Source organism: Paenibacillus paeoniae (assembly GCF_003388735.1).
Taxonomy (GTDB): domain Bacteria; phylum Bacillota; class Bacilli; order Paenibacillales; family Paenibacillaceae; genus Pristimantibacillus; species Pristimantibacillus paeoniae.
The window spans coordinates 1452342-1478871 of sequence record NZ_QUBQ01000001.1 but is presented as its reverse complement, the minus strand read 5'-3'; the positions used below and the strand labels follow the sequence as shown (position 1 = coordinate 1478871).

Here is a 26530-nt window from a genome sequence, read left to right as displayed (position 1 = left end):
AACCCTTGCTATATATACCATTAAAACAGCTCGAACATGTAAAATGTTGCTTTATTTCCAATTTTATATTAAGCAAGCGTAAAAAAACGGATGCTCAAGGAACATCAGCTCTGTAGAGTTATTTATCAGTTAGACTATTCGTGAGTTGTAAAAGGGGGCCAACCATGAAAAAGATTATGATAATGCTGTTCGTGCTGTGTTCTTTTATGACAGCGTGCACAAATAGGGAGAAAACAATCAATTTAGTACATATAAAAAATTTATTTGAGAAGCATGGGATTCTATTAGGAGAACAAGCTTTAAACAAGAATAATGTATTTCAAATGACTTTAAATGATATCGAGCCTGAATCTTATCTGATTAATGATAAACAAATCATCAGTATATATGTATATGCGTCCAGTGAAGGTGTTAAGGAAGGAATAAAGGATTTTGAGTATAAAACAGCGACAGCGAATCTCGTACCACATAGAAGATATCAAGCCGCAAATGTCTTAATGTTATATAGTTTTGAGGGCAATCCTGAAGATGATCGAATTGAAATGGTTGTGAAGGATATGAAATCTCTTGTTGAATGAGGCAAACATAAAAAAACTGATGTCCAAGGAACATCAGCTCTGCAGAATTCATTATCAGTAACCATTTCTTGATTGCTATGGCACATCCTTCACCAACCGAATAAGCTGGCGCTTCTTCCATGAAAAGGGCTTATGCTCGCTCCATTCCGAGATCGTACAGTTTAGCTCCAGCTCCTTAATTGGCTGCTCCTCAAAACGTTCAAGACCGTCCGCCCAGCAGCTGTACAGCTCTACCTTGTCCCCTGTTTTCATTTGCTCGTCCAAATAGCTTAGCAGCGTGCTTACACACTTTTGACTTCCAATGTATAAATGCGGAATCTTTTCCTGCAAGGAATCATCGATCGTGTAGGAGCCGCCTTCAGGATTGACTTGATATACGAATGGCAAAGTAAACACTTTTGCGACCTCCGCATTGTCCAGTCGAACGACGTAGATGCCCGCCGCATCCTCCTCCGTTTCAAAAACTTCCATAAGTTGCTTGCCCTCAGGGTCCTTCTCCAGCATCACTTGCATCCCAAATTGCTCTCTTGCCGACGGATTCACATTCGTCAAATACTCCATAATCGTCATGACCTGCTTTTTATGACCAAAAGAGCCTGTAGGCAGCTCATGATTGGCAGCTATGTAATAAAATAGACTCATGCTCCGCACCTTCCTTTCATAACCTCGATGAAAGAGTTGAATTGACTTATCCTTATGCTTTTAGACGCTCTACTAACAGAGGCAACGCTGTCTCCATCCAAAACTTCGGGCTGATATAGCCGCTTGACATGCCACCATGTGCATATTTCTGTACCAAAAATGGCTCTTGTGTGCTATCAAGCGACACGCCCGTCAACTGTTCAAAAGCAAGAAAAAACTCTAATTCGAATTGCTCCGCCGGGCAAGGAAGTTCCTTATTTGAAAAATATTGTTTCAAATCTTCCCAAAGATAAGGATCTCCTCTTGTTCCCCAGTGCAAAGAGTACTCCTCAAAGAGATCTGATACCCCTTTATCCATAGAGATCCCCCCCTCCATTTAGTCGCCGTTACTCTTTTCACTCAGACACCATCTCAAACGCTATATCCTCATACTCATCTGCAGCTTCCTGAAACAACTCAACAAAAGCGGTGTATCGCTCCGCTTGATCGGTGTCGGCAATCCATACGATTCGCAGAGGCAGCGGCACGATGCCCGTCACACTATCCCATAATGCATCCAGATTGCGGCCATAAAACTCAGGAAGCGAGAGTCGCTCCTTGAGCCAATCATGCACATCCGAAAATTGTTCAGCATCAGATTGCTTAAGCTGTATCGTCCTAATCATGAGGTACGCTGCCTTCCTTCGTAATGTCGGTAAATGATTTGTAATGATCCCTTGTCATAAAGATCAGACCGTCGCTTGAATATAAGATGCGATCAGCCCCTCGTCTGCCACCCTTATAATGAATATCGGCCTCATACCAATTTCGATTTTTCGCTTTAGGCAACAGCCCCTCACGATTGCCGAATCGATCGCCGCCAATACTTTTGCCTGGCGCTACCTTGTCCAGATTACCCTCTGACGGAACCCACCCCAGCTCTTCCGCTTCCTTCTTCTTTATAAAGTTAGGGGGGAGCTTTTCATGCTTTCGTATATAATCCGAGACCCCTTTGAAACTCGTTAGCGGCTCTTCTTTTTGTTCTGAAGCTCCGCTTGAATGCTGAGGCTGCCCAGACACGTTCAATAATTCGTCAATCGTTGCGCCGCAGCCGCTTAACAAAACGGCTAAAGACAATAATACGGATATAAACCAAACCGGCTTGAATCCCCCTGCATACTTGCTCCACGCCTTCAGCATAGTATCATCTTCCCCTTCCGTTACTGCAATCGCTCTTCATCTCTCTTTTACAGTAATGAAATCTATCTTACATGATTCAGGCATAAAAAAACATGCCCCTCCATCTTGGGAGTAGGCATGTCTTCGATTTATGGATGATTAAGCACCTTTAGGACGCTCTTCTCCATTCAAAATAAGCCGGAATGTAATGTCCGCATGCAAAGAATCCGATACCGAGCAGTATTTTTCCTGACTCATATCAATCGCTTTCCATATCCGGTAATCCGGCAGCTCGCCCTCCACGTGGAAAATGAGCTCAATCGCTGTAAAGCCAGCAGGCTTTTCTTCTCTCCGGGTGCCGTTGGTTTCCATTCGAATGGTTTTTACTTGTTCAAGCGACTGATTCAATATCATCGTCACATCAATGCCCATACAGCCAGCAAGTCCGGCAAGCAATAGCTCCATCGGTGTAGCGCCTTTGCCTTCTCCTCCGTAAGCTGCTGTAGCATCCATATGAATCGGGTAGCCGGAAGGGCCTGTGGCTGTAAAAGCGCGCCCGCCTTCCCAAAGCGTAGTAACGTTCATAACGATCTCTCCTTCACAAAATAATAAAACAGGATTAAACCTTTTCTAAAACAGGTGACAAGCCGCATAGTGCTTCGATCCGATTTCCTTCAAGTCCGGCTGGAGCGTTTTGCATTGGGCCATCGCCTTCGGACATCTCGTATGAAATGCGCAGCCGGATGGCTGATTTCTCGGGCTTGGGATGTCGCCGGCAAGCACAATTCGTTCACGCTTCAAATTAGGGTTTGGCACTGGAATTGCAGATATGAGAGCCTCTGTATAGGGGTGCAACGGGTTGTTAAATACCTCTTTTGTCTCCCCAATCTCCACTACCTTGCCCAAATACATAACCGCTACCCGATTGCTAATAAATCGGACGACTGACAAATCATGCGAGATGAACAGATAGGTTAGTCCCATTTCCGTCTGCAAGTCCTGCATCAAGTTTAGAATCTGAGACTGGATTGACACATCCAGCGCCGATACGGGCTCGTCCAGCACGACCAGCTCCGGCTGCAAGATTAGAGCTCGCGCAATGCCAATCCGCTGGCGTTGTCCACCGGATAGCTCATGCGGATAACGCTCCCCATGATGCGGCTGAAGGCCCACTCGCTCAAGCATCGCGTTCACTTCCTGCTTTAGCGCTGCCCCTGACAGATGACTGCGATGGGTGCGCAACGGTTCTTCCAGCGTGCGTCCAATGGTCCACTTCGGATCAAGCGAGCCGTAAGGATCCTGGAATACAATTTGCATATCTGCCTTCAGCTTGCGCATCTGTTCCGCAGAAAGCTCCGTGATGTCCCTTCCTTTGAAATGAACCTCACCGCCAGTCGGCTCAATCAAACGCAGCAGCGTTTTCCCAAGCGTCGTTTTGCCGCTGCCCGACTCCCCTACGATGGCGACCGTCTCACCTCTCTCTATAGTTAGCGATACTCCATCAAGCGCCTTCGTTAATCCGGGTTTTTGAAACAGTCCTTTTTTGTAAGGATAATGCTTCTGCAAATTTTTAACTTCCAGTATGGGCGCTGACATGAGCTTCACCTCCATATAAGTGGCATCTGCTATGCTGGCTATCACCAAAAGAAGTAACCGCAGGCGGAATCTTATCGCAAATGTCCATTCGGGATGAACAGCGTGAAGCAAAGCGGCAGCCGTCTCCGTAGTGAGCTGGCGTTGGAACCTGACCTGCTATAGAAAATAATCGCTGTTGATCATCGGACAGCTGCGGATGGGATTGCAGCAATCCTTTTGTATAGGGATGCTTCGGAGACTGGAACAGCGTCTTCACATCCGCTTCCTCTACGATTTGACCGGCGTACATGACGGCTACCTTATCGCACATTTCCGCAACAACGCCCAGATCATGCGTAATCAGTACGATAGCAGTTCCCCGCTTCCGCTGAAGCTCCTTCATTAAATCCAAAATTTGAGCCTGAATCGTAACATCAAGGGCAGTGGTAGGCTCATCTGCAATGAGCACCTCAGGATCACAGGACATCGCCATTGCAATCATAACCCGTTGCCGCATCCCACCGGATAGCTGATGAGGATAAGACAACATCATCTGTTGTGCCGCTGAAATGCCTACATCCTTGAGCAATTGAATTGCAAGCTCGCGAGCCTGCTTGCCTCGCTTGCCTGTATGCTGAATGATGGCCTCCTGCAGTTGATTGCCGATTTTGAACACAGGATTGAGAGCCGTCATAGGTTCTTGAAAGATCATGGCGATTTTGTTGCCACGAACTTTACGCAGCTCCTTATCCTTGAGCGTACTTAGCTCTGTACCATGCAGCTTAATGCTGCCCTGTACGACAGCTCTTTTCTTAGGAAGCAGCCTCATAACCGATAAGGAGGTTACACTTTTGCCGCTGCCTGATTCGCCAACAATCCCTAGCGTCTGTCCCGCTGCCAGCGTAAAGGACACGTTCTCTACGACCCGTACCTTGCCGGCAGAAGTATGAAAGTCGGTTGATAAATGGGACACTTCGAGCAATGGCTTCATGGTAGCCTCCTTCGGAGTAAAACCCCCGATTGAGGATCGGGGGCTAACCTCTTATTTAGATAGCGTTACGAAACGGATAATTTCATCTGGATAGAAGACATAGCCTTTCACTTCGTTGCGCAAGCCAGCGATCAGATTGCTTTCATATAGATAGCCCCAAGGTGCATCGGCTGTAATCTTCTTTTGCACCTCTTGGAAAATCTCTACGCGCTTTGCTTCGTCCGTAATGGACTTTGCAGAATCCAGCAATGCGTCTACATCTTTGTTGGAGTACGCTGCATAGTTGGACGCACCTGTTGTAGCCAGCAGGAATCCGTAGTGATACGAAGGATCATTGACCAGGGATGTATATTTGCCAAGGAAAGCAGCTGCTTCCTTCTTGTTAATGATTTCACGGTATTGAGCAGGCGCTGTTTTTTGGATCTCCAGCTTCACGCCGATTTTTTCAAGCTCGGATTTAAGCAATACCGCGATGTCTTCATAATCTTGAGTCGCGGAGCTTACAACCAGATCAAAGCTGAGTCCATTCTCGTAGCCTGCTTCTTTAAGAAGCTGCTTCGCCTTCTCAGGATCAAACTTGAAGCTATTGCCTTCGGATGTGTGAGCCGAAGATTTGCTGGAAATCGAGCTTGTCATCGGTGAAGCTTGACCATATGCCACGTTATGAATTAATTGCTCTTGCGGAATCATGTAGTTAATCGCTTCTCTAACCTTCAAGTTGTCGAATGGCTTGATGTTCGAGTTCATGCCCAAGTACACAATACGGTTTGTAGACTCCGAGCTGATCGTCAAATCTTTGTTGGCGCGCAGCTTCTCCACATCTTTGGTCGGAATGTCCAGCGCTACGTCTACATCGCCATTTTCAAGCAACAGCTCACGGTTGGATGCTTCTTTGATATATTTCACAATAACTTTGTCCGCTTGCGGAGCGCCCTTCCAGTAAGACTTGTTCGCTACGAATACGGCTTCTGTTGCCGGATCCCATTTCTCAAGAGAGAAAGGACCGGAACCGCCGGAATGCTGTGTCAAATAGTCGTCCGCCTGACCTTCTACAACGGAAGGATCAACGATGGAGAATGTGAAGGTAGCCAAGTATTTCAGCAATAGCGGATTTGGTGCAGAAAGCTTGATTTCAACAGTCGTGTCATCCACTTTTGTGAAGCTGTCGATGTTGGACAGGGCATACAGGCTGCCGCCTTCACCTTTGGACTGCAGTCGTTTCAAGGAGAACACAACTGCGTCTGCATTTACCGGGTTGCCGCTTTGGAACTTCGCTTTTTCTTCTAGCGTGAAGGTGTACGTCAAACCATCATCGGATACTTTCCATTCCTTAGCTAATGAGGGAACGACTTTATCCGTACGGCCTACTGTTTTGCCGTCCTTTTCTTCTGTAGCGCTCGTTACGAGCTGATCGTACAGGGCAAGCGCATAAGATGCGGAAGTCAAGTCAGCCGCTTCATGCGGGTCCATCGTTTGACCTGCTCCTTGCGAGTAGGCGATCGTAATTGTACTTCCTTTGGCCGGTTGATTTTCCGTTCCTGCGGCAGGTGTTGAAGACGGTGCTGTCTCATTACCCTTCGGATTGGCACTGTTCGTGCATCCTGCGATCACGACGGACATTAGTAATAGTGAAGTTGCTGCAAATTTGAATATAGAACCTTTTTTAAACATGGTGTGATCACTCCTGTACATGTAGTGTGTTAACGCCTGGAATCCAAAGCGTCTCTCAAACCGTCTCCAAGCAAATTAAAGCCCAATATCGTTGTTGCAATGGCAAGTCCCGGGAATAAGGTCATCCACCACTCGCCAGAAATAATATAATCTCTGCCATACGAAATCATGGAGCCCCACTCCGCAGTCGGCGGCTTTACGCCAAGACCGATAAAGCTCAAGCTTGATGTAATGAGCACTGCCGAGCCAAGTCCAAGCGTTACTTGGACAAGCAGCGGAGGAAAAGCATTGATAAATATATGTCCTCTTAAAATCGACAAATGCTTCACGCCAATCGCCCTGCTAGCCTCGATATATTCCTTTTCCTTAATGACGATTGTCTGACCGTACATTAACCTTGCAAATTCAGGAATGGCTACGATGCCGACTGCGATCAACGCGCCTATCAGTCCCGGTCCGATAGACGCTGCAATCGCCATCGCTAGAATTAAGGATGGAAAAGCGAGCAACGTATCCATGATTCGCATAATCACATTGCTGACCACACCGCCGAAATATCCGGCAATTGCGCCTAGCGGAACGCCGATCATGAAGGCAATGCCGATGGATACGAAGCCTGTCCATACCGTTACTTGACCGCCGTATACGATACGGCTGAATAAATCTCGCCCGAAATTATCGGTGCCGAACCAATGGTCGGCGCTTGGAGGAAGAAGCTTATGTTCCAATCGAATTTCATTGGGCGGATACTTCGTGATAAACGGCGCTGCAATTGCTAGCACGATCCATATCATGACAAGCAGCAATCCAATCAACGCCATACGATTGCGAAGCAGACGCTGCCATACTAGCGGAAATCCTCTTTTTGTTGTGTTATTCATAGCGCACCCTCGGATCAAGCACGCCGTAGATCAGCTCTACAGCGAGGTTAATTAGACCATACAGCACGGCACTGATCAACGTCATCGCCTGAATCGGAGCGTAGTCCGCAGCCAATATGGATTCTGTGACATAATTGCCTACACCCGGCCAAGCGAAGATCGTCTCGGTAATGACAGCGCCGCCCAGCAACGAGCCAAATTGCAGTCCAATCATCGTAAGTGCTGGAATAAAGGCATTCACAAGTCCATGCTTGAACACGATCTTGCGCTCGGACAAGCCCTTTGCACGTGCTGTCCTCATATAGTCTTGCTCGGTTACATCCAGCATGCTTGTCCTAATCATTCTCATGACGACTGCCATTGTACCCATGCTGAGACAAAGTGCCGGCATGATCAAATGAGCAATCGAGTTTTTCAAAGCTGTCATATCCCAGCTAAGCAAGCTATCCACCACATATAAGCCTGTTGTATGCGTTGGAGGATGAATGCCGCCGCTAATTCTGCCTATTGGAGCAGGAAGCCAGCCAAGGGAAGCATAGAAGAGCGAGATCATCAGCAAGCCCAGCCAAAAAATAGGGACGGATGAGCCTATCAGCGACAAAACGCGGGCCGTGTGATCCAACATGGAGTCCTTGCGTGATGCTGCTAGCACACCTATTGGCAAAGCAACAAGCAGTGCAATCGCCATACTCGCCAAGGTCAGCTCTACTGTAGCTGGAAATCTTGTCGCAAGATCATCCAGTACAGCATGTCCGGTATGCCAGGCATAGCCGAAATCTCCTTGTACCAGCTGTTTCATGTAGGAGCCGAATTGGACGATTAACGGTTGATCAAAGCCGTATTCCTTCCGTACCTGCTCTACAAATTCAGGCAAAGCCTGCTCGCCTGTAATCATTAAGGCAGGATCGCCTGGCAATACACGAGTAAGGATGAATGTCACGACTACGATGCCAAGCAAGCTGGGTATCATGACTAAAAGCCTTCGCAATGTGTAACGTAGCAAGATATATCTCCCTTCTTCTAGATCCCAAGCAATCCGAAAAATTCGAATCGCACCGTCTCAGCAGCCAGCTCCTCCGGAGACAACTGCTGAAGCTTGGATTCATCGACTACAGGACCGATCAGCCATCTGGCAATGACGCCTTCAAGCAGGCTTACTAGAAAAGCCGATCTCATATCCAGATCAATTGTATTCGGCAGCATGTCTAGCTCCACAGCCCGCTTGATATTGCTGCGGAAGGCTGTTTGCATATCTATCCGTGTTTCTCTGATTGCGACGCGGATGACGTCCTCCGCCCCGCTTTCTGTCAGCAGCAGCTCCATGAAATAACGATTCTCTGCCGCAAATTCAAAAATATTTTTCAGCAATCGCTGAGAACGACGAACCATTTCCTCAACCGAACGCCCTTCTGTTGGGTAGCCCTGATTAATGACCGCAAGCAGTCCCTCTCGGCCGGCTCTTATAATTTCGAGGGCAATTTCTTGCTTGCTTTTGAAATGCCAATAGAAGGTTCCTTGCGAAACACCCGCCTGCTCGACGATATCCGAAATCTTGGTTCGATGATAGCCATGCTTGGCAAAGCGTTCGACAGCTACGGCAAGCAGCTGCTCCCTGCGTACATCACGCTGAGATATAGGTTGACTGGTAGAAATGAAAATCAGCCCCTTCCGATTGACTGGTCAGTCAGTTAATACAATATATCATATAAACTTACTTGGTATTTGTCAATGAATGAATTCTAACTTCTTGATCGCACAAAAAAACGGACAATCCATGATTATCCGTTTTTCGAGTCCTTATAGTCGCGAATGCTTGGAGAACATGGTGCCGTAGCGCTTCTCCAAACCTTTGGATACCAGATGGAAACCGAGAATAAGTGCAACATAAGCAACAAGAGGCACATAAAAGATCCATTGGTTCACGTAAAAATTCATCCGGTTCTGTCCAATCAATCCGCCCCACTCGTTCGTGCGGCTATAATATTCGGCCGGATCGGGATACATCGTGGTGCCGCCGACGAAGATATGGAAGATGGCCAGCTGCCCGAACAAGGTCAGGATCAGTATAATTTCTTGCACAATCAAGATGAGGAAGCTCTCCTTCAGATGCGGAAGCAGATGGGAGCGAATGATCTTCCAGCCTCCCGCCCCAAGCGATTCAGACGCCTGAACGAACTGCTTCTCGCGTATGACCTCCGTTTTTTCTTTCACGGTCGTGGCTACAGACGGCACGCCAATGATAAGCAACACGACAGCAAGCAGCAAGGACATCATGAACGGCGAGGCATTCGGATTAATGGATATGCCGATCAAGATCAGCCATACGATCAGAAAGATCGGAATGCCGTTCAGCATGCTCCAGAACGATTGACCCTTCTTTTTCTTTTCCCCTTTACCGTAATAACCAAGCATCAATCCGATCCAGCCCCCGATAACTACGCGGGCAATGGCAATGCCAATCGCTAGGAAGATCGTATATTTAGCGCCATACAGCAGCTTTGTCAGAAGATCGTAGCCATTCTTATCTGTTCCTAGCGGATATTCCGCATTGGGGGCAACAGGAGGCGCAATGACCATGCCTTTCCCGTCCTCGTCCACAATGTATTCAATTTTAAGTTGATCGTCTATCCCATACGGAGCAAGCAGCGGCCCGAAGAGGCCGATGAAAATCATCATTCCGGTAACCACCAAGCCAACAAGCAGCGTCTTGTTCATCGTAGAAACACCTTCCCTACCCCATATAAAAATGCTCTCAATAAGGCGTAGCCCAGCCCATAAAGGAGCAGAAATGAAAATAATCCGTTTACTACGATGTCATATTGATACTCTCCTCCAACGAACGCATGGGCGAATAGGAGTATGGACACCCCTTTGTTGTTGAATAGATACTCAACGATAAACAGATTGCCCATCACAATGCCCATCAGCTTATGCAGATCGCCCTTTACATAAGGCAGTACATTTGGCAAGCCGTGATAAAAAATAATATATATCTTGCCCAAGCCTTTTGCTTTGGCGTTGCTGATGTAATCTTCCGTTAGCGTCAGCTTCATCTGCATCGCTACATTGCGAACCATGTAATTAGCCGGAATAATGATCATCGCGAGAAGCGGAAGCACGACCGCCGGATCATCCGCGCTTAATGTTGCAACTTCAAACAAGACGACCCCGGTTTCTTTGGCAATAAGCACAATGATAAATTGAAGGATCAGCACGATTACAAAATCAGGCAACGCGCCAACAAAATCAGCGATGCTCTTCGCCCAACCCGCCTTCGATACCGCAAAATAGATACCTACGAATATGCCAATGGCTGAGCCCAGTATACTTGCAGCTGCCACATAATAGAATGAAGTGAGAAAGTAGCTGCCAATTCGCTCCCAGAAATGATGCTCGTTCTTGCCAGAATAATAGGTGAATGATTCCCCTGTTCCCAGACCTGTGATGTAATCTTTTAAGCTTTGAAATCCTTGACCCCATGAAAACTGCAGCCCACCGTCGCCCGGGCCGAAGTGAAGCACGACCGGCATCATGGCGAATAGACATACCAACAGAAGAATGCCCGGAATAATAATGGTCATCTGTGCCGCTTTCGGCATAGTGAATGTCCCTTCTCTCTCTACTATTATTTGGATGAATTTATTATAGCTTTAACTTTCTTCATTTCATAAGTCCAAAAATTTACATAAAGAAATAACCGCCTAAGCTTATTCGCTTGCGACGGTTTTCCATAATGGACAATCCGAATCAACATCAGGAACATATTGGAATCTTGTCCTTGTATTGTGCGTATTTCTTTGTAAAGGAGTGGATCGAATGTTCGTATTTTTTGGCTTGATCTTCATTGCATTAGGCATCCTTAACCTTATAAAGCCGGATTTTGCTTGGTATATCAATGAGGGCTGGAAAGTAAAGGGCGACTCTGAACCAAGCGAAGGTTATCTGCTGATGACCAAGTTTGGCGGTATCGTAGCTATTTTTGTCGGCATCATTTTTCTGCTGAGCGGTATTTTCTATTAAACTGCCGAGAACTTAGCTGTTGGCACTGACTTACTTGGAGCGCAGCTTCAGATGAAGCAGTGGGAACGGCTTTCCCGAACCATCCAGCGGCGAACGTCCGATCTGCTGGAAGCCGCATTTGAGATAAAATGTATGTGCGCCTTCATTTTGTTCATTTACATCAACTTCAATATCATTGCCTTTTAATTGAATCGCATGGTTCAAGAGAGCTTTGCCAATTCCCAGTCCATGACTAAGCGGATCGACAAACAGCATTTCGATCTTCTTGTCTTCAAGACCGATAAAACCAAGCGGCTTGCCTGCTTGATCAACTGCAGTCCAAATCTCCACTTCGGCAAGCGCTCCGCCGCTTACCATACTGTAAAAGAATTGAATATCTTGCTCTGTTAAAAAGTGATGGGTGGCACGGACTGCGCGGTGCCAAATGTCGACCAACTGATCATGGGTTTCATTCTGGTAAGCAACTATGGGATAAGTCATATGGCGTTACTCCTTTAAGGATCTAAATATAGATTAAGTACACTGGAAGTCGGCTTTCTCGACCGCAATCCAGACCGCTATGATTCTCATGTCAAAACTAAAACAAAATGGGGAAACCTGTTGTTCCTTTTATTAGTATGCACGATAGTCGGCGTCATCATCTGGCTTTTCACATCGGTTAGAGATTAGCCCATCTATTATACCTCTTCTAGCGGGAGGGTACTACCATAACGGACGAGTACATGCCACAACAATTTCAACTCTTGCAGCACTTCTTTGGCACTTCCTCTATGGCTCCAGGCAACAGAATTCCTGACTACATCCGCTGCCGCTGCACCGATGGCATAAGCATTAATGGTACCGTTCACAGCAATTCTCTCTGCCAGCGAGGGCATCGTCGGCCCGCGGAAATCGGAAGGCACATCTGCAACGGCTAAAGAAAAGCCCCCATGCCAATAGAGCTTGATCGCATACAATTGGCACAATCGCTCCAGCCAAAAACCGATCTTTGTACCTTTAAAGGATGGATCGGCAACAAGCGCCTCTACATCTTCCTTCAACGAAATCGTTCCGTGTACTTGCGTCTCTATGTAATGGTTCAAATTACGATTCGCCGGCCGCTTGGAGGGATCGAGCAGCGGAAGACCAAGACCATTCAGCAAATGATCCACCAAGCTGCCAGGTGTCAGGCCCTTCTCGCCGATCGCATAATCATTCGTAAACGTGTCGCTCAGCAAAGCTGCCAGCACCAAGTCGAATTGCTCGTAGCTTCCCTTCTCCTCCCGCTCTTGATGCGAGTCCAGATAGGTGAACGTACAACGTCCAGAGACATGCGGGTGCAATAGAAAATAACATGATCCGAACCGCGGGGCAGGTCCGTCCGGATGAAGCATCAAGTTGAGCGCACCGTACTTGGGACGCTCTGCATGAACGGTTCCCTCCAACTGATACGCCCCGCCGAACAGTTTCTCTTCCCATAGATCCCTTTGACCGCCTGGATATGCGGATACGCTGCCATTAGACAGCAACGTCTCGAATTGACTTTTATAGACGCCTTCATCCAGCAAAGCTTCCGCAATACTCTTCATCTTCGGGTTCAAACGATCCGGATGAAAATGTAAGGCAACCTGGGCATGCATCATCATGTTCGCTAGCGCTTGCTCCAGCTTCTCTTCCGTTATGTTAGACATAACGAGCACTTCTTTTATAATGGAGCGCGCATCATCTTTGCGGGATTGCGCGTATTCAGAAATATGATCAATCGCCAGTCGCTGCGCTTTTGTTAAGGTATTGGACATAAGGCTCTCTCCTGTTTAGATGAACTCCGACTTACTTTCAATTCCTATCATAGCAGATTTCTTGTGAATGATAAGCATGAGCTATGATCACTAGAAGGGGAAATGTAAAAAAGAGCAGAACGCCTAAGCGCCTGCTCTTTTATATAAACTCTATCCAATCGCTGTCTCTGTACTTGGAATAGACTTGTATTAAACCTGTACAGCATGTTTATTACGAGCGATTTGTGTAGCCTCAACCATGTTGCGCAAAGAAGCAACTGTCTCTTCTTGACCGCGTGTCTTCAATCCGCAGTCTGGGTTGATCCAGAACAACTTCGGATCAAGTACGCGCAAAGCACGGTCGATCATGTTCGTCATTTCTTCAACGCCTGGGACACGCGGGCTATGAATGTCGTATACGCCAAGTCCGATACCCAGCTTGTAAGTGTTCTCCTCGAAGCTGTGAATCAGTTCGCCGTGGCTGCGGGAAGTCTCGATGGAGATAACATCCGCATCCATTGCTTCAATGGAACCGATCATGTCATGGAATTCACAGTAGCACATATGCGTGTGGATCTGCGTCTCAGGCTGAACTGTAGCTGTCGTCAGACGGAAAGCTTTCACCGACCACGCCAGATAAGATGCTTGATCCGCTTCTTTCAGCGGCAAGCCTTCGCGGACAGCCGGCTCATCCACTTGAATCATGCCGATGCCTGCTTGCTCCAGCGCTTCAACCTCTTGTCTCAGAGCATACGCCAGTTGATAAGCGATCTGTTCACGTGTAATATCATCACGCACGAACGACCAGTTCATGATTGTAATTGGACCTGTCAGCATTCCTTTTACCGGACGGTTTGTCTTCGATTGCGCATACTTCGTCTCTTCGACCGTCATCGCTTGCTCGAATGCCACGTCACCGAAAATAACTGGCGGCTTCACGCAGCGGGAGCCGTAAGATTGAACCCATCCGAATTGCGTGAATGCGAATCCTGCGAGCTTCTCTCCGAAGAACTCAACCATATCCGTACGCTCGAACTCACCGTGAACAAGTACGTCAATGCCAATTTCCTCTTGAAGCTTGATCCAGATATCGATTTGCTCTTGAATGAATGCTTCGTATTGAGCTTCGCTCCACTCGCCTTTGCGCCACAATTGACGCGCTTTGCGAACTTCTGCGGATTGCGGGAAGCTGCCGATTGTCGTTGTCGGCAAGATTGGAAGCTGCCATTTGTTTTGTTGAGCGATATGACGCTCTTCGAACGGCAGACGGCTAGGTTCGCCCGCACTGATCGCCGCTACGGCTTGTTTCACGTCGCCACGATTACGCTGGCTGGACTCTCTCAATGCAAGAACGTCCTTCTCATATTGCTCGATTTCCGAAGCAATTGCCTCTTCACCAGCGTTCAATGCTTTTGTCAGCAATACGATTTCTTCCAGCTTCTCGTCAGCAAAGGCAAGTGCGCCCCTCAACTCAGGAAGAAGCTTTGTTTCTTTGCCTACCGTTACCGGTACATGCAGCAAGCTGCTGGAGGATTGTACAATCAGGCGATCTGCGGACACAAGTCCAGCAAGCTCTTGTACAAGCGACAGCTTCTCACGAAGGGAAGCTTTCCAGATGCCGCGGCCGTCGATAACGCCTGCGCCCAGTACCTTGTCCGACGGGAAGCCGAACTGTTTCACTGCGGCAAGGTTAGCAGTACCGCCGTGTACGAAGTCGAGGCCAATGCCTTGTACTGGAAGCTGTACGACAGCCTCGTAGCTCTCCACCGACTCGAAATACGTTTGCAGCAAAATGTTTAGGCCTGGTACAGCTTTATTAATAGTTCCGTAGATGTTACGAAGACGCTCAATGTCTGCTTCCGATACTTTTGTAACCAGGATTGGCTCATCGATCTGAACCCATTGCACACCCTCTTCTGCAAGTTCTGTCAGAAGTTGTACGTAAAGCGGCAGCAAGCGATCCAGCCATGCATCCGTTTCAGATGCATCATAGCCTTTCGACAGCTTCAGGAACGTCAGCGGACCTACGATAACCGGTTTGCCTTCGATGCCCAATTTTTCTTTTGCTTCACGGTATGCGTTCAACGGTTTGTTCTCCGTAAGCGCTGGCGTTGCGCCGTCAAGCTCAGGCACGATGTAGTGATAGTTCGTATTGAACCATTTTGTCATTTCACTTGCTGTAGCTTCCTTCGTTCCACGAGCCATACCATAATAAACGGAAAGAGATACAGCACCGCCTTCATAGGCAAAACGCTTCGGAACGATGCCGAACATAGCGGCTGTATCCAGTATATGATCATAATAGCTGAAGTCATTGACCGGAATAAGGTCGATACCCCGCTCTTTTTGCTTGCGAAGATGATTCAAACGGATGTCCTGCAGTTGGTTCTCGAATGCCGACTCCTCTAGCTTGCCAGCCCAGAATGCTTCCAGCGCTTTCTTCCACTCACGGTCCGCTCCAATACGCGGATAACCCAAAATACTGCTTTTCACCATTCTCGTCACACCCCTAAATGAATTGTTACAAGAAAGATAACACGGATTCATCGGTATAGTGTAACTGAATTATGCTATGACTAGTTATAGCCAATAGCTATATCAAAAAAGCAATCGATTTCTAGCCACTCTAACTGATGATTATTGCCCTATTGCCAGCTTCAAAGCTTCGACATAGGACATGCCAAGCTTGGACAAAGCGACGTTCTTATGGGAAATCCAGCCCACATTAATACTTTCCTCACAGTCCAGCGGCACGGGGATGATTTCGTTGCCGTTCAGATCGGCGCTCAGCACGCCTGTAGAGATCGTATACCCGTTCAAGCCGATGAGCAGGTTGAACAGCGTAGCTCTGTCGTTCACCCGAATGCTCTTCTTATGCGTCAATGTGCTCAAAATTTCTTCGGCAAAGTGGAACGAGTTGTATTCGCCTTGATCGAAGGACAGATTCGGATAAGGCTGCAATTGCTCAATCTTCACAATCGATTGCTTGGCGAGCGGGTTTTTGATGCTTACAAAGATATGCGGCTTCGCTGTAAACAGGCTCGTAAATTGAAGATTGGCTGACTTGAGCAGTTTATTAATGACTTTCCCATTGAATTCATTCAAGTAAAGGATGCCGATCTCGCTGCGCATGCTCTTGACGTCTTCAATAATCTCATGCGTCTTGGTCTCTCGCAATGCCAGCTCATATTCATCCTGGCCGTGTTCCTGCACCAAGCTAACAAAAGCATTAACCGCAAAGGCATAATGCTGGGTAGATACCGAGAAGTGCTGCGGAGAAGGCTTCGAATTCAGATACCGGCTCTCCAGCAGCTCGGCTTGCTCCACCACTTGCCTGGCATAGCTCAGAAACTCCACGCCTTCTTTGGAGAGGGAGATGCCTTTATTGGTACGCTCGAAGATCGAGATGCTCATCTCCTCTTCCAGATCCTTTATCGCATTGGACAAGCTGGGCTGGGAGATGAACAGCCGCTTGGCCGCTTCATTAATAGAGCCACGATTGGCCACTTCAATTGCATATTTCAGCTGCTGCAGAGTCAAAGAATAAGCCTCCTCTTTTCGTGCGTATGCGTCATTCGCTTGTCTTTCTCTCATTATACCTAATAATAGGCGTGACAGACGATCCGCATTTATCAAAAATAAAGTTCATGCCGTCCTCAGGAAACAAGAGAAAGCCTGCTGCTGTCTAAGTTGTTATGGTTTGGCGTATACGCTCCACCGCTTCTTCTATCCGCTGAGATTCCTTTTGCAGCCTTCTCCGTTCCGTATACTCCACCATCCCTTGCTCAGCATCCTTCCCGATTACAATCCTTATGGGAATGCCGATCAGATCGGCATCCTTGAACTTGACACCAGGTCGCTCATCCCGATCATCCAATAACGCTTCTATCCCCATACTCTGCAAACGCGTATATAAATCATGAGCCGCTCCCATCTGATGCTCGTTCTTGATCGAAATTGGAATCAGATGCACTTGATACGGTGCAATCGACATCGGCCATATGATACCTGTCTCATCATGATGCTGTTCGACGACAGCGGACAGAATACGGGAAACGCCAATTCCATAACACCCCATAACAAATGATTGTTCCTGTCCCGATGCATTAAGAAATCGTGCTCCAAGCTTCTCACTGTATCGGGTGCCCAGCTTAAATACATGACCAACCTCTATACCCCGATGAAACGTCAATGTCCCCTCTGCGCATCGAGAACAGTGCTCACCTTCTGTAACATTGCGGAAATCTCCAACGGAATGATCCGCTATATCTAGCCACAGCCTGACATGCCGGTAATGATAATCTGATTCATTCGCCCCCGCAACTGCTGTCACCATATCAGCAGCAGTACGGTCAATCAACAGCGGCAAGGATTGATTGACAGGGCCGAGGAATCCTACAGGAACACCCGTAGCACGCAATACTTCCTCCGGCTCTGCCAAAGTCACCTCATTCGCTTGAAGATAATGTTTTACCTTTAATACATTAAGCTCATGATCACCTCGAAGGACTACAGCTGCCAGTTGCTGATCCACCTTTAGAACGAGTGTCTTTATGCATTCTTTTGGACCAATTTGCAAAAATGCTGCCAGTTCATCGATGGTTCGTATGCCTGGCGTGTGCACCTTCTCCAGAGCTGGGGCGTCATCCGGAGCCCCCTTTGCCTTATCTTTGGACGGTCCAGGTTCCGCTTTCTCCAGATTTGCAGCGTAATCGCAATGTGTACATGCGGCTATCGTATCTTCGCCGATATCAGCCAGTGCCATAAACTCATGCGTGCCGCCATCGCCGCCAATCGTACCCGCGTCCGCTTCAACAGCGCGAAACCGGATACCGCAACGGCTGAAAATTCGCTTATAAGCTTCGTGCATCTGCCAATAAGAACGATCCAAACCATCCCCATCTATATCGAAGGAATAAGCATCCTTCATCAGAAACTCCCGTCCGCGCAACAAGCCATATCTTGGACGGCGCTCATCTCGATACTTCGTTTGAATTTGATAGAGGGTTAGCGGCAACCTCCGATAGGAATTAATCTCGGCACGAACAAGCGTTGTAATCACTTCCTCATGCGTTGGGCCAAGCGCAAACTCCCGGTTATGGCGATCCTGAAATCGTATTAGCTCAGGTCCATAATCAAAAAACCGTCCCGACTCCTTCCACAGCTCTGCGGGCTGCATAGCAGGCATGTACAACTCTTGCGCGCCCATCCGGTCCATCTCTTCTCTAATAATGTGCTCAACCTTCCGCAGCACTCTCCTGCCAAGCGGCATATACGTATAAATACCCGCCGCAAGCTGGCGTATAAGCCCCGCACGCAGCATAAGTTGATGGCTAACGGCTTCGGCATCAGCTGGCGCTTCCCTCCATGTGGTTGATAACAATCGACTTTGATACATAAACAAACCTCCTTCTTCCTATAAATAAACGCAAAAAAACGCCTTCGTCAGGGACGAAAGCGCCGTGGTACCACCCTATATTCGACCGCAGCCTAGCAAGCGCGGTCCTTATGCTGATAACGGCCGTTGGCCGGCAACCGTATATGAAAACACGATTGCAGCTCACAAGACAGGTTGACGTTCCTTCGCATCGGGCAACCTTTCAGCCGCTGGGTTCCCTCTCTGTACAGCGAATAGTTGGAACGTGTTGATCTTGGTCTACGCTATTGCAGTATCGCTAATTTACATTACTTTACATGAATTGGCTATCTACGTCAACCTGTGTGATTGCGGTTCAAGCGATACCTCTAACCCCACGAATCGTTAACCTTTTGCTGTCTCCATAATGATCTCATAAACTGCCGTTAACGCATCTTGAGCATCATATTGATCCATGCTGCGGAGATAGGCTTGCTTGTTGCGCGAGAGGTCCTGAACGGAGGCAATTAATGATTCCGAATTCAGTTTCTCTTCATGCAGTACTTTGCAATATCCGCTTCGTTCAAACGATGCCGCGTTCAGAAGTTGATCGCCCCTGCTCTGTTGCTTGGTGAGAGGAATAAGCAGCATCGGCTTCCTAAGGGATAGAAATTCAAAGATTGAATTGGACCCTGCTCTGGAAATGATGCAGCTGCTCATGGCCAAAAGATCAGGAAGCTGTTCATTCACATATTCATATTGGCGGTAATCCGGAAGCCTAATTGTCCCTTCCAGTTGGCCCTTCCCGCACAAATGGATGATCTGATAAGCCTTTGTTAGCTCCGGCAAAGCATGACGTACGGCTTCATTGATACGTCGAGCGCCCAGACTGCCGCCCATAATGAGAAGAACTGGCTTCCCGTTGTCCGGAAGTCCTGTGAAGGAGCGTCCGTGATCCGCGTTGCCTTGCTTTAAGTTTTCCCGGATTACGGCTCCTACATACCGGCTCTTCTTCTCACCTATCGCCCTCGCTGTCTCTGGAAAAGTGGTGCAGATGACCGTTGCGAACGGGCTAGCCAGTCTGTTGGCAAGTCCGGGGGTGATATCCGATTCATGTATAATAACGGGCACTCGATTCATCCAAGCTGCCATTACGACTGGCACGGACACAAATCCTCCCTTGGAGAACACAACATCAGGTTTATCTTTTTTGATGATCCGATAGGCTTGAAAAATGCCTTTTACTACTCGGAACGGGTCCTTCATGTTTTGCCAAGACATGTACCGTCTTAACTTCCCGGTCGAGATAGAGTGATAGCTGACTTGCGGCAGCTCCGCGACCAGCCTCCGCTCAATACCATCGTTGGAACCGATATAGGCAGTGGACCAGCCTGACTCCGCCAGCTTCGGGATCAAAGCGATGTTCACGGTTACGTGTCCCGCTGATCCGCCCCCGGTAAACATAATGTTTTTCATACCGTCACCTGACATTCGATTTTTACCCATTATACTCGATTAGCAATCATTGTTGCACAGAAGTTCAATCACCCAGCTTTCTCAGCCATGCCAAAAACAGCAATAATGGCGGCTGTTCTGCACAATCGGAATGAATGTCTGGGCAAGTTTGCGGCCCGTTGCTAGCGCAACACCGTGCTCTTCTCCTTGAGCTTGGCAATTACTAGATCCAGTCCTCTATTCTCCTGCTTAAAAAAGCCACTCATCGGACAGGACACGCGCGTGAGACGCTCCAGCACATACGGAATATGGAAAGTCTGTGCCGAAAGCTGGTCGTTGAGCTCCTCCCAATAAAGCGGAGCCGCTACAGTAGCGTCCTCGTTCCCTCTCGCCGAGTAGGGACAGATGATGGTTTTCCCCGCCGCGTGCTGAATATAATCGATGTACAGTCTTCCTCCCCGGTTCTTCTTCAATCTCTCAATCGTAAAATCATCGGGAAACTGCTCGACCAAAAAATGCGCAAGAAAAGAAGTAAACACTCTAGCGTCATCATATGTTAAGCTGCTGCTCTTGGATATCGGGATATGAATTTGCAGCCCTTTCCCGCCTGATAGCTTGGGAAAGCCCACAATGCCGAACGTATCGAATATTTTTTTCATCTCGATTGCGGCTTTGACCGCCAATTGAAATTGCTCCCGGCTTGGCGGGTCCAAATCAAGCACAATTTCCAGTGGACGATCGTCTCCAACGGTTTGAAACGGGATATGGAATTCAATCGCCAATTGATTGCCAAGCCAGCATAATGTGGACAGATCATTGCACACGATATAGGATTTGTCGCCTTCCCGTTCAGTAGCGATAAAGTCAGGCGCATAGCTGGGGCAATCCTTCTGAAAAAATGATTCGCCAGGTATCCCTTGCGGATAACGAATTAGCGTTAAAATTCGGTTTCGCAGGAATGGCAGCATATAAGGCGAAATTTGAATGAGGTAAGCGATATAGTTCTCTTTGTCGATCGAAAGATCCTTCCACACCAGCTTATCCGAATGCGTGATGCGCACGTCCGGGTGCACGTCGTTATTGTCACATATAAGCTTGTCCCACGTGCACGCCATAGCAGGAACGGCGAGCTGGAATGAAACAAATACCGGATCAACGAGCTCTCGCCCCACCATGGATTGGAAAGAAAGCTCTACACATATCGCCGGCGCAACTTTGATGAAGGAACCTTCATCCTGCGTCTGATTTTGAATAATGGTCTGACGCAGCGTTTCTTGCTCCTTCTCCTTCAAGCCTCTATGGAACGCGCCTATGTGCACCATCTCGCGGTTTTCATATAGGCCTACGGCAAAGGAGTTCGTCCCCTTTTCTATCCCCATTATGAAAAAAACACCCTTATACCGCTCCCTTTGCCGCTTGGGAAATGGTCTCAAAAGCCCGCTGTCCATCTTCGCCCGTCCGCCTTTCATCTGGATTCATTTGGCGATAGCTTGTCCATTCGGATAGCAAATATCCAGCTATAGCAGAATCCCTCAACCTCAATCGCTTATAGCTTAAAGGTAACGATGAATTGATGGCTGACCGTGTCATATCCCAAAGATTGATACAGATGAATGGCGCCTGCATTATTCGCCAGAACGTTCAAATAAACATGATCGCTGATCGCATAGCCGGACCGCGTAAGCTGAGCCGATATTTTTCTTCCGTTTCCTCGATTTCGCCAATTCACATCTGTGCCGATATTGCCAAGCTCCACGTACTCTTTGGAGTAAACATGATAGCCCCCAAGTGCAATTAGCTGCCTTTCCTCCCAAATGCCATAAAACGGATTTTGCAATTCTTCTTTGGCAAAGGCCATGGTGTTCCATTCCGTCAGCTTGTTTTCAATCTCTATGTAACTGGCCGGTTCAAGCTGTACGACTTGTTCGTCTGCTGGAGGCAACGGTAATGAATGCCGATGCTTCATCAAATGGATAGGGATAGACGGTTTTGCCAATACGAGCTGCTGTTCAAGCTGTTCTTTGACCTCTTCATGTACAATAAAGCTGCCTACGGCCTCTGCAGGAAGGTTTAACCGTTCTTTTACATGGGCAAATAGCGGTTTGACGCAAAATGGGTCCTGTATGGGATAAACCGAAAATGCATGAAAGGACAAACCGCTGCAGTAAGCCAGTATCCCGAGTAAATGTCCGGTATCAGAGTAATGGCCAAAATGGATCGAACGCGATCTGCGCGAGGTCAGGTAAGAGTAGTAGAGAAAATGCCGCTCCCTGTCTATGGTATTCAGGATAGTATCCATTTCTTCTGGCTGTAATGGTGAAATCATATGTCTTATTTCTCCTTACATTTCACTTCATGAAGTGCTTGATTATGAACTACTAGTTTTACTTCCTCCATTTAATCATAGTAGACCAAAAGAATATAGCTAACCTTGCATAAAAAGAAGGAGAAGCTCTCCACGAGCCCCTCCTCCTTCATTCTTCGCTAAATTATTGAATAGTCAGGTTGAATCCATTTTGTATAAAGTACAGGTTCGGATGCGCAATGTCGTTCGTCGTCAAGTTGTTGAACGTTGCCGAGCCATTGCCCGTGTAGGTGTAGATAGCTGCGCCCGGATGCGGCGTTGTAAAGCGCGAGGTCAATACGCCGTCTTTGCCCGTTCCATTAATAGTAATATTATTGAATACGATATTCTCGAATCCGCCGCCGTAGCCGAATTGGATCGCGCTCCGCTGCGTGTTTCGGATATCGATATTGGTGAACGTTACGTTTTTGATTGGATCATTGGATGCTTCCAGATCAATCGCGCCGCGTTCGCCGTTATACAAATCTTTGCTCGTCCCGCTGTTAATAATCGTCGTATCCGAGAACAGGATGCCGGTATTGTTCTGGAAATGGTAGCCTGGGAATACTGTGTTCATTCTGATCGCGGAGCCGCCTACCGTATCTACAATCAGGTTGTGAGTTGCTTTGTGACCACTGCCTCCGAAGAATGCGATAGCAGCCGCGCGCCAATTGTTTTCGATCGTATTGTAGGAGAACGTGTTGTTGACGCCTGCTGGAGCGGCATTCACGTTACTGGTCCATACAGCCAGCCCATCATCGCCATTGTTGCGGATGCTGCTATTCCGTACAGTTGAGTTGCTGGTGCCTTGAGCGAAATTGACGCCGTCCGCAAGGTTATTGCGAATACGGCTGTCCTCAATAATGAGTCCGTTCGCAATTATGGCTGGTGTATGGGCGTAGTCGCCTACCCAGAAGCCGCATTCAAAATGCTCTACCCAGACGTTATGAATTCTGGAATTCGTTCCGAAGTTATCCATAAAGCCTTTGTAGATGGCTTGCTCTCCGTAACGCGACCTCAGATTCGAATTCAGATAAATATGGCTGAAATCCAGCTTGCCCGTTACACGCAGCGAGATACCGCCAGACGCCTGATTAGGGTTCGTGAACTGAATATTCGTATGCCAGATGCCTGCGCCCATGATTGTGATATCCTGAATTTTGTTAGCTATGCTTCCAACCTTCCACATGTTGCCCAGATGGAACGTGCCGGCAGGAATATATAGTATTTTTCCGGATGAAACAGCAGCAGTCACGGCAGCTTCGAACGCTGCCAGATCATCCTGTCCATCGTTCGCAACAGCGCCGAAATCGGTTACCGAGACCGAATTCGCTGGACGGGCAATAGCTGCCGGTACGGATTCAATCTCAAGGAAGTCTACTCCGTACTCCAGGCTGTCGGTATTGGATTTCTGAATCCGGATCGTGTCGCCTGGCTGCAACGGAGTATCCATCTTCCAGTGCACCTCATCGAATCGGAAGAGCGGTCGTCCGCCTGCCGGCGTATCCGCTGGGTGATCGCCGGAGAAGTATTGCCAGCTGTAATAGGAGGTGAGCGATACGGTCTTGGCCTTAACGCCGTTGACATAGACATCCAACGATCCGTTCAATCCCATTCCGTTGGACGAGTCTGGCATCGTGAATCTCATCGTAACGCCGTCACCGCCCTCGCCAGGGCGAATGGTCCATTGTGCATAGGAACCGTTGGAAGGCAGAGCAATATAGCGTTGGCCTGATGCTTCCGATGCAGTCAAGGCTTGGTCGAATGTCGGTGCGGACTGCAGCGTAGCTCCTCCTCCTCTCGTTGCGTCATCCGTATCATATCTTGTATACGGCATGCTCGCTCCGCGAGGAGAATAAACAACCAGATTCGTGTTGCTTACATTATTGGATTGTTTAATCGGCAATTCATTGGCGTCTACTGCAATTGAAGTCGTCAACGTATAATTGCCAGTCGCCGCTGTCCAAGTGCCCGGCAATGTAACGTTAACAGATGCACCCGCAGTCAATACACCGCTATAGGAGCCGCTGAACGTTTGGAGCGTGGAGCCTGCCGGGTTTTTCAGAGTGACTGTAATGCCATGTGCGCCGCCTGCGGAAGCAATGTTGCCTTGGTTTTTCAGATTTACAGACAATGACACGGCATTGCCCGCTACTGGATTGCTAGGAGTCCAGGATACAGTGCCAACCAGATCGGAGCTCGCTACTGGCGCTACAACAAGTGGCGTTGGGTTCGTAAAGCTGTTGTTCGACTCGTTCAATTCGATGACGGAATTGTCCTCGTCCACCCTTGCGTTAACGGAATAAGAAGCCGCTGTCCTAGTTCCCGCATTGAGTGAGACGGTCGTCGAAGCCCCTGCTGCTAACCCGCTTACTGGAGCAGATCCCGCCAGCGTGTTGTTCAAGTAGAAGTTGACGGTTGTGGCGCCGGATGGCGCTGTACCGTCATTTTTGACAGTGGCGTTCAGCGTAATGGCGCTTGTCTCAATCGGAGAAGACGGCGACCAGGATAAGCCTGTAACGATTAGATCCGGATTCGCAGACGGTGTGCCGAACACTTGAAATTCCGCCACTTGTCCAGCTGACGCGCCAGTATTTGACGTGATGTTCAATTGAAGACGCTTCACTGTTGCTGTTACCGGGATCGTCACTGTATTGCCAGTTGCGGGATTGAAAGTATAGCTCTGTGATGATACCAGGTTGCTGAAAGCAGTTGTATTCTGGTTGTGGCCCAGCACTTGAATCGTCTGTGTACGCGTGCTCCAGGCCGTCGAAGGATTAAGCTTTAATACGATGGATGTGATGTCATGATTTGCACCCAGATCGAGTGTCAATGTGCTTGGGTTGCTGCCGCCCTCCCAATAGGTGTTGGTGTTGTTGTCATTTGCATTGGCTGCGACGAATGTGAATATGCTGGAGGATGCCGTAATCGGCTTGCCAATGGCGATATTGCTGCCTGGTGGAGGTGTCGGTGTCACCGTAGGCGTTACCGTTGGAGTGACTGTTGGGGTGGATGTTGGTGTGGGTGTTGGTGTTGGTGTGGGCTTTGGTGTGGGTGTTGGTGTTGGTGTTGGAGTAGGTGTGGGCGTTGGTGTGGGCGTTGGTGTTGGAGTAGGCGTTGGTGTGGAGCTAGTCGCCTCTACTGAAATTTGGTCAAGGTTAACGTTTCCGGAATCACCCGGGTCATATTTATAAGCGATCGTATTGGCTCCTGCATTCAGATTGACAGTCTCCGCTTTGTTGCCCCATGTGTCCCAATTCGCTAAATTAGCCAGTGTGGTTTGGCGAAGCTTCGTACCGTTGACATAAAGGCTTAGAGTTTTGTCACTTCCGCTAGCATTGGCATATTTCAACGTTACTTGATGATTGCCGCCGGTAAGCGCTTGGACGGTGAAGGTTGTTGTTGCGCCTTGAGTCCAGTAGCCATCCACAAAACCCGTTCCGGAATACCCGCTATGATCCGTATTCACCTTTGCTCCGCCAGACAATGCAGCGGACTCCGCTTGATAGGTTCCGGATGGTGGTGGGGTTGGCGTTGGTGTCGATCCGTTTGCGCCATAAATTTCAAACTCGGACAGTTGTGCCGCAGGCCAGCCCGTATTGTTCGTCACAAGCAATCGGACATAACGCGTGCTCGCAGCATCAAAGTTAATCACTACGGAATTGCCTGCTACCGATGGATTAAATACATAGTTCGAGGAAGCCACTATATTCGAAAATGTTGAACCGTTCGCACTGCCTTGAACGGCAATCGTCTGTGTGCGCGTCTCCCAGTTGGAAGGAAGCTTTAGTACGATTTGATCGATGTTTGTCGTTGCACCTAGATCGACTTGAATCCATTGTGGGAATGCTTGGTTTGTACTCTCCCAATACGTCCCTTGATTGCCGTCGTTCACTTGACTTGGACTGTACGTTTGAACTTGTCCGCTCGCGGTTACCGTTTTACCCAATGCCAGGTTAGGTCCCCCGGCTGCTTCAGCAGGCTCACCCGGCCCAATGGATTGAAACAAAGTGGTGATCAGCAAGGCGACAATAAGCGACCATGCCATGTACTTGGTTCGCATGATATTCCTCCTTCATCAATTTGTTCGTCAAAAAGATGG

25 protein-coding genes are annotated in these 26530 nt (G+C 48.2%); 3 read left to right on the top strand and 22 right to left on the bottom strand.

The features are described from left to right. The first annotated feature begins 164 nt into the window (after positions 1 to 164). On the top strand, positions 165 to 578 hold the full coding sequence (locus tag DX130_RS06650) for a hypothetical protein (RefSeq protein WP_116043797.1): 414 nt from the start codon (positions 165 to 167) through the stop codon (positions 576 to 578). Positions 579 to 653: 75 nt separating this feature from the next. On the opposite strand, the gene DX130_RS06645 is transcribed toward DX130_RS06650, so the two are convergent. The 11 genes from DX130_RS06645 to DX130_RS06595 all read right to left on the bottom strand — a co-directional run bounded on the left by DX130_RS06645 (position 654) and on the right by DX130_RS06595 (position 9047). Continuing rightward, on the bottom strand, positions 654 to 1220 hold the full coding sequence (locus DX130_RS06645) for a hypothetical protein (RefSeq protein WP_116043796.1): 567 nt from the start codon (positions 1218 to 1220) through the stop codon (positions 654 to 656). Between the two features lie 52 nt (positions 1221 to 1272). After that, the gene (locus DX130_RS06640; RefSeq protein ID WP_116043794.1) at positions 1273 to 1578 is read right to left on the bottom strand and encodes a hypothetical protein; all 306 of its coding nucleotides are present in this window, start codon (positions 1576 to 1578) and stop codon (positions 1273 to 1275) included. 37 nt (positions 1579 to 1615) lie between these two features. Next, positions 1616 to 1885 carry a barstar family protein gene (locus tag DX130_RS06635; protein ID WP_116043793.1) on the bottom strand — a complete coding sequence of 90 codons (270 nt, stop codon included), beginning with the start codon at positions 1883 to 1885 and terminating at the stop codon, positions 1616 to 1618. Then, the gene (locus DX130_RS06630) at positions 1878 to 2399 is read right to left on the bottom strand and encodes a ribonuclease domain-containing protein (protein ID WP_116043791.1); all 522 of its coding nucleotides are present in this window, start codon (positions 2397 to 2399) and stop codon (positions 1878 to 1880) included. Before DX130_RS06630 ends, DX130_RS06635 begins: the two co-directional genes overlap by 8 nt. A gap of 138 nt (positions 2400 to 2537) precedes the next feature. Then, positions 2538 to 2963 (bottom strand): OsmC family protein, encoded by a 426-nt coding sequence (locus DX130_RS06625; protein WP_116043790.1) that lies wholly within the window; start codon positions 2961 to 2963, stop codon positions 2538 to 2540. Positions 2964 to 3008: 45 nt separating this feature from the next. Next, complete coding sequence (locus DX130_RS06620) at positions 3009 to 3974, bottom strand: ABC transporter ATP-binding protein (protein ID WP_116043788.1); 966 nt, start codon at positions 3972 to 3974, stop codon at positions 3009 to 3011. Beyond that, positions 3949 to 4944 (bottom strand): ABC transporter ATP-binding protein, encoded by a 996-nt coding sequence (locus DX130_RS06615; RefSeq protein WP_116043786.1) that lies wholly within the window; start codon positions 4942 to 4944, stop codon positions 3949 to 3951. Before DX130_RS06615 ends, DX130_RS06620 begins: the two co-directional genes overlap by 26 nt. A 51-nt stretch (positions 4945 to 4995) precedes the next feature. After that, positions 4996 to 6615, bottom strand: coding sequence for an ABC transporter substrate-binding protein (locus DX130_RS06610; protein WP_116043784.1), 1620 nt, complete (start codon positions 6613 to 6615; stop codon positions 4996 to 4998). Positions 6616 to 6644: 29 nt separating this feature from the next. Further along, positions 6645 to 7496 (bottom strand): ABC transporter permease, encoded by an 852-nt coding sequence (locus DX130_RS06605; RefSeq protein ID WP_116043782.1) that lies wholly within the window; start codon positions 7494 to 7496, stop codon positions 6645 to 6647. Beyond that, positions 7489 to 8499 (bottom strand): ABC transporter permease, encoded by a 1011-nt coding sequence (locus DX130_RS06600; protein ID WP_116043781.1) that lies wholly within the window; start codon positions 8497 to 8499, stop codon positions 7489 to 7491. The genes DX130_RS06605 and DX130_RS06600 overlap by 8 nt, the downstream gene beginning before the upstream one ends. A 17-nt stretch (positions 8500 to 8516) precedes the next feature. Beyond that, on the bottom strand, positions 8517 to 9047 hold the full coding sequence (locus tag DX130_RS06595) for a TetR/AcrR family transcriptional regulator (protein WP_240644470.1): 531 nt from the start codon (positions 9045 to 9047) through the stop codon (positions 8517 to 8519). Between DX130_RS06595 and DX130_RS26855 the strand changes: the two genes are divergently transcribed. Further along, positions 9012 to 9188, top strand: coding sequence for a hypothetical protein (locus tag DX130_RS26855; RefSeq protein ID WP_240644327.1), 177 nt, complete (start codon positions 9012 to 9014; stop codon positions 9186 to 9188). The genes DX130_RS06595 and DX130_RS26855 overlap by 36 nt on opposite strands. A gap of 105 nt (positions 9189 to 9293) precedes the next feature. Here DX130_RS26855 and DX130_RS06590 read toward each other — a convergent pair whose 3' ends face one another. Together DX130_RS06590 and DX130_RS06585 are read right to left on the bottom strand one after the other, a co-directional pair. Beyond that, complete coding sequence (locus tag DX130_RS06590; RefSeq protein WP_116043778.1) at positions 9294 to 10211, bottom strand: ABC transporter permease; 918 nt, start codon at positions 10209 to 10211, stop codon at positions 9294 to 9296. Beyond that, the gene (locus DX130_RS06585; protein WP_116043776.1) at positions 10208 to 11095 is read right to left on the bottom strand and encodes an ABC transporter permease subunit; all 888 of its coding nucleotides are present in this window, start codon (positions 11093 to 11095) and stop codon (positions 10208 to 10210) included. Before DX130_RS06585 ends, DX130_RS06590 begins: the two co-directional genes overlap by 4 nt. 217 nt (positions 11096 to 11312) lie before the next feature. Between DX130_RS06585 and DX130_RS06580 the strand changes: the two genes are divergently transcribed. Beyond that, entirely contained in the window at positions 11313 to 11516 is a 204-nt protein-coding gene (locus tag DX130_RS06580; RefSeq protein WP_116043774.1) for a DUF6199 family natural product biosynthesis protein, read from the top strand. Positions 11517 to 11546: 30 nt separating this feature from the next. Here the strand turns inward: DX130_RS06580 and DX130_RS06575 are convergent, their stop codons facing one another. The 9 genes from DX130_RS06575 to DX130_RS06535 form a co-directional block, all read right to left on the bottom strand. After that, on the bottom strand, positions 11547 to 11996 hold the full coding sequence (locus DX130_RS06575; protein WP_116043773.1) for an acetyltransferase: 450 nt from the start codon (positions 11994 to 11996) through the stop codon (positions 11547 to 11549). Between the two features lie 197 nt (positions 11997 to 12193). Next, on the bottom strand, positions 12194 to 13294 hold the full coding sequence (locus tag DX130_RS06570) for a DUF3626 domain-containing protein (RefSeq protein WP_116043771.1): 1101 nt from the start codon (positions 13292 to 13294) through the stop codon (positions 12194 to 12196). Positions 13295 to 13483: 189 nt separating this feature from the next. After that, entirely contained in the window at positions 13484 to 15769 is a 2286-nt protein-coding gene (gene metE, locus DX130_RS06565; RefSeq protein ID WP_116043770.1) for a 5-methyltetrahydropteroyltriglutamate--homocysteine S-methyltransferase, read from the bottom strand. Positions 15770 to 15910: 141 nt separating this feature from the next. After that, the gene (locus DX130_RS06560; protein ID WP_116043768.1) at positions 15911 to 16813 is read right to left on the bottom strand and encodes a LysR family transcriptional regulator; all 903 of its coding nucleotides are present in this window, start codon (positions 16811 to 16813) and stop codon (positions 15911 to 15913) included. 145 nt (positions 16814 to 16958) lie between these two features. Then, entirely contained in the window at positions 16959 to 18671 is a 1713-nt protein-coding gene (locus DX130_RS06555; protein ID WP_116043766.1) for a proline--tRNA ligase, read from the bottom strand. A 363-nt stretch (positions 18672 to 19034) separates the two neighbouring features. After that, a complete protein-coding gene (locus tag DX130_RS06550; RefSeq protein ID WP_116043765.1) occupies positions 19035 to 20105 on the bottom strand; it encodes an undecaprenyldiphospho-muramoylpentapeptide beta-N-acetylglucosaminyltransferase in 1071 nt (356 codons plus the stop codon). A gap of 161 nt (positions 20106 to 20266) precedes the next feature. Beyond that, positions 20267 to 21463, bottom strand: a complete 1197-nt coding sequence (ligD, locus tag DX130_RS06545) for a DNA ligase D (protein WP_240644326.1) — start codon at positions 21461 to 21463, stop codon at positions 20267 to 20269. Positions 21464 to 21630: 167 nt separating this feature from the next. Continuing rightward, positions 21631 to 22410 (bottom strand): GNAT family N-acetyltransferase, encoded by a 780-nt coding sequence (locus DX130_RS06540; RefSeq protein WP_116043762.1) that lies wholly within the window; start codon positions 22408 to 22410, stop codon positions 21631 to 21633. Positions 22411 to 22573: 163 nt separating this feature from the next. Further along, positions 22574 to 26491 carry a galactose-binding domain-containing protein gene (locus tag DX130_RS06535; protein WP_116043760.1) on the bottom strand — a complete coding sequence of 1306 codons (3918 nt, stop codon included), beginning with the start codon at positions 26489 to 26491 and terminating at the stop codon, positions 22574 to 22576. Positions 26492 to 26530: the final 39 nt, after the last annotated feature.

What these genes read in the sequence shown, in the direction of transcription:
- DX130_RS06630 (WP_116043791.1), bottom strand. Translation starts at nt 2,399, where the DNA reads ATGCTGAAGGCGTGGAGCAAGTATGCAGGGGGATTCAAGCCGGTTTGG.
- ligD (WP_240644326.1), bottom strand. Translation starts at nt 21,463, where the DNA reads ATGGGGATAGAAAAGGGGACGAACTCCTTTGCCGTAGGCCTATATGAA.
- DX130_RS06615 (WP_116043786.1), bottom strand. Translation starts at nt 4,944, where the DNA reads ATGAAGCCATTGCTCGAAGTGTCCCATTTATCAACCGACTTTCATACT.
- DX130_RS06580 (WP_116043774.1), top strand. Translation starts at nt 11,313, where the DNA reads ATGTTCGTATTTTTTGGCTTGATCTTCATTGCATTAGGCATCCTTAAC.
- DX130_RS06610 (WP_116043784.1), bottom strand. Translation starts at nt 6,615, where the DNA reads ATGTTTAAAAAAGGTTCTATATTCAAATTTGCAGCAACTTCACTATTA.
- DX130_RS06540 (WP_116043762.1), bottom strand. Translation starts at nt 22,410, where the DNA reads ATGATTTCACCATTACAGCCAGAAGAAATGGATACTATCCTGAATACC.
- DX130_RS06650 (WP_116043797.1), top strand. Translation starts at nt 165, where the DNA reads ATGAAAAAGATTATGATAATGCTGTTCGTGCTGTGTTCTTTTATGACA.
- DX130_RS06570 (WP_116043771.1), bottom strand. Translation starts at nt 13,294, where the DNA reads ATGTCCAATACCTTAACAAAAGCGCAGCGACTGGCGATTGATCATATT.
- DX130_RS06640 (WP_116043794.1), bottom strand. Translation starts at nt 1,578, where the DNA reads ATGGATAAAGGGGTATCAGATCTCTTTGAGGAGTACTCTTTGCACTGG.
- DX130_RS06590 (WP_116043778.1), bottom strand. Translation starts at nt 10,211, where the DNA reads ATGAACAAGACGCTGCTTGTTGGCTTGGTGGTTACCGGAATGATGATT.
- DX130_RS06635 (WP_116043793.1), bottom strand. Translation starts at nt 1,885, where the DNA reads ATGATTAGGACGATACAGCTTAAGCAATCTGATGCTGAACAATTTTCG.
- DX130_RS06605 (WP_116043782.1), bottom strand. Translation starts at nt 7,496, where the DNA reads ATGAATAACACAACAAAAAGAGGATTTCCGCTAGTATGGCAGCGTCTG.
- DX130_RS06555 (WP_116043766.1), bottom strand. Translation starts at nt 18,671, where the DNA reads ATGTATCAAAGTCGATTGTTATCAACCACATGGAGGGAAGCGCCAGCT.
- DX130_RS06625 (WP_116043790.1), bottom strand. Translation starts at nt 2,963, where the DNA reads ATGAACGTTACTACGCTTTGGGAAGGCGGGCGCGCTTTTACAGCCACA.
- DX130_RS06575 (WP_116043773.1), bottom strand. Translation starts at nt 11,996, where the DNA reads ATGACTTATCCCATAGTTGCTTACCAGAATGAAACCCATGATCAGTTG.
- DX130_RS06585 (WP_116043776.1), bottom strand. Translation starts at nt 11,095, where the DNA reads ATGCCGAAAGCGGCACAGATGACCATTATTATTCCGGGCATTCTTCTG.
- DX130_RS06645 (WP_116043796.1), bottom strand. Translation starts at nt 1,220, where the DNA reads ATGAGTCTATTTTATTACATAGCTGCCAATCATGAGCTGCCTACAGGC.
- metE (WP_116043770.1), bottom strand. Translation starts at nt 15,769, where the DNA reads ATGGTGAAAAGCAGTATTTTGGGTTATCCGCGTATTGGAGCGGACCGT.
- DX130_RS06620 (WP_116043788.1), bottom strand. Translation starts at nt 3,974, where the DNA reads ATGTCAGCGCCCATACTGGAAGTTAAAAATTTGCAGAAGCATTATCCT.
- DX130_RS06550 (WP_116043765.1), bottom strand. Translation starts at nt 20,105, where the DNA reads ATGAAAAACATTATGTTTACCGGGGGCGGATCAGCGGGACACGTAACC.
- DX130_RS06535 (WP_116043760.1), bottom strand. Translation starts at nt 26,491, where the DNA reads ATGCGAACCAAGTACATGGCATGGTCGCTTATTGTCGCCTTGCTGATC.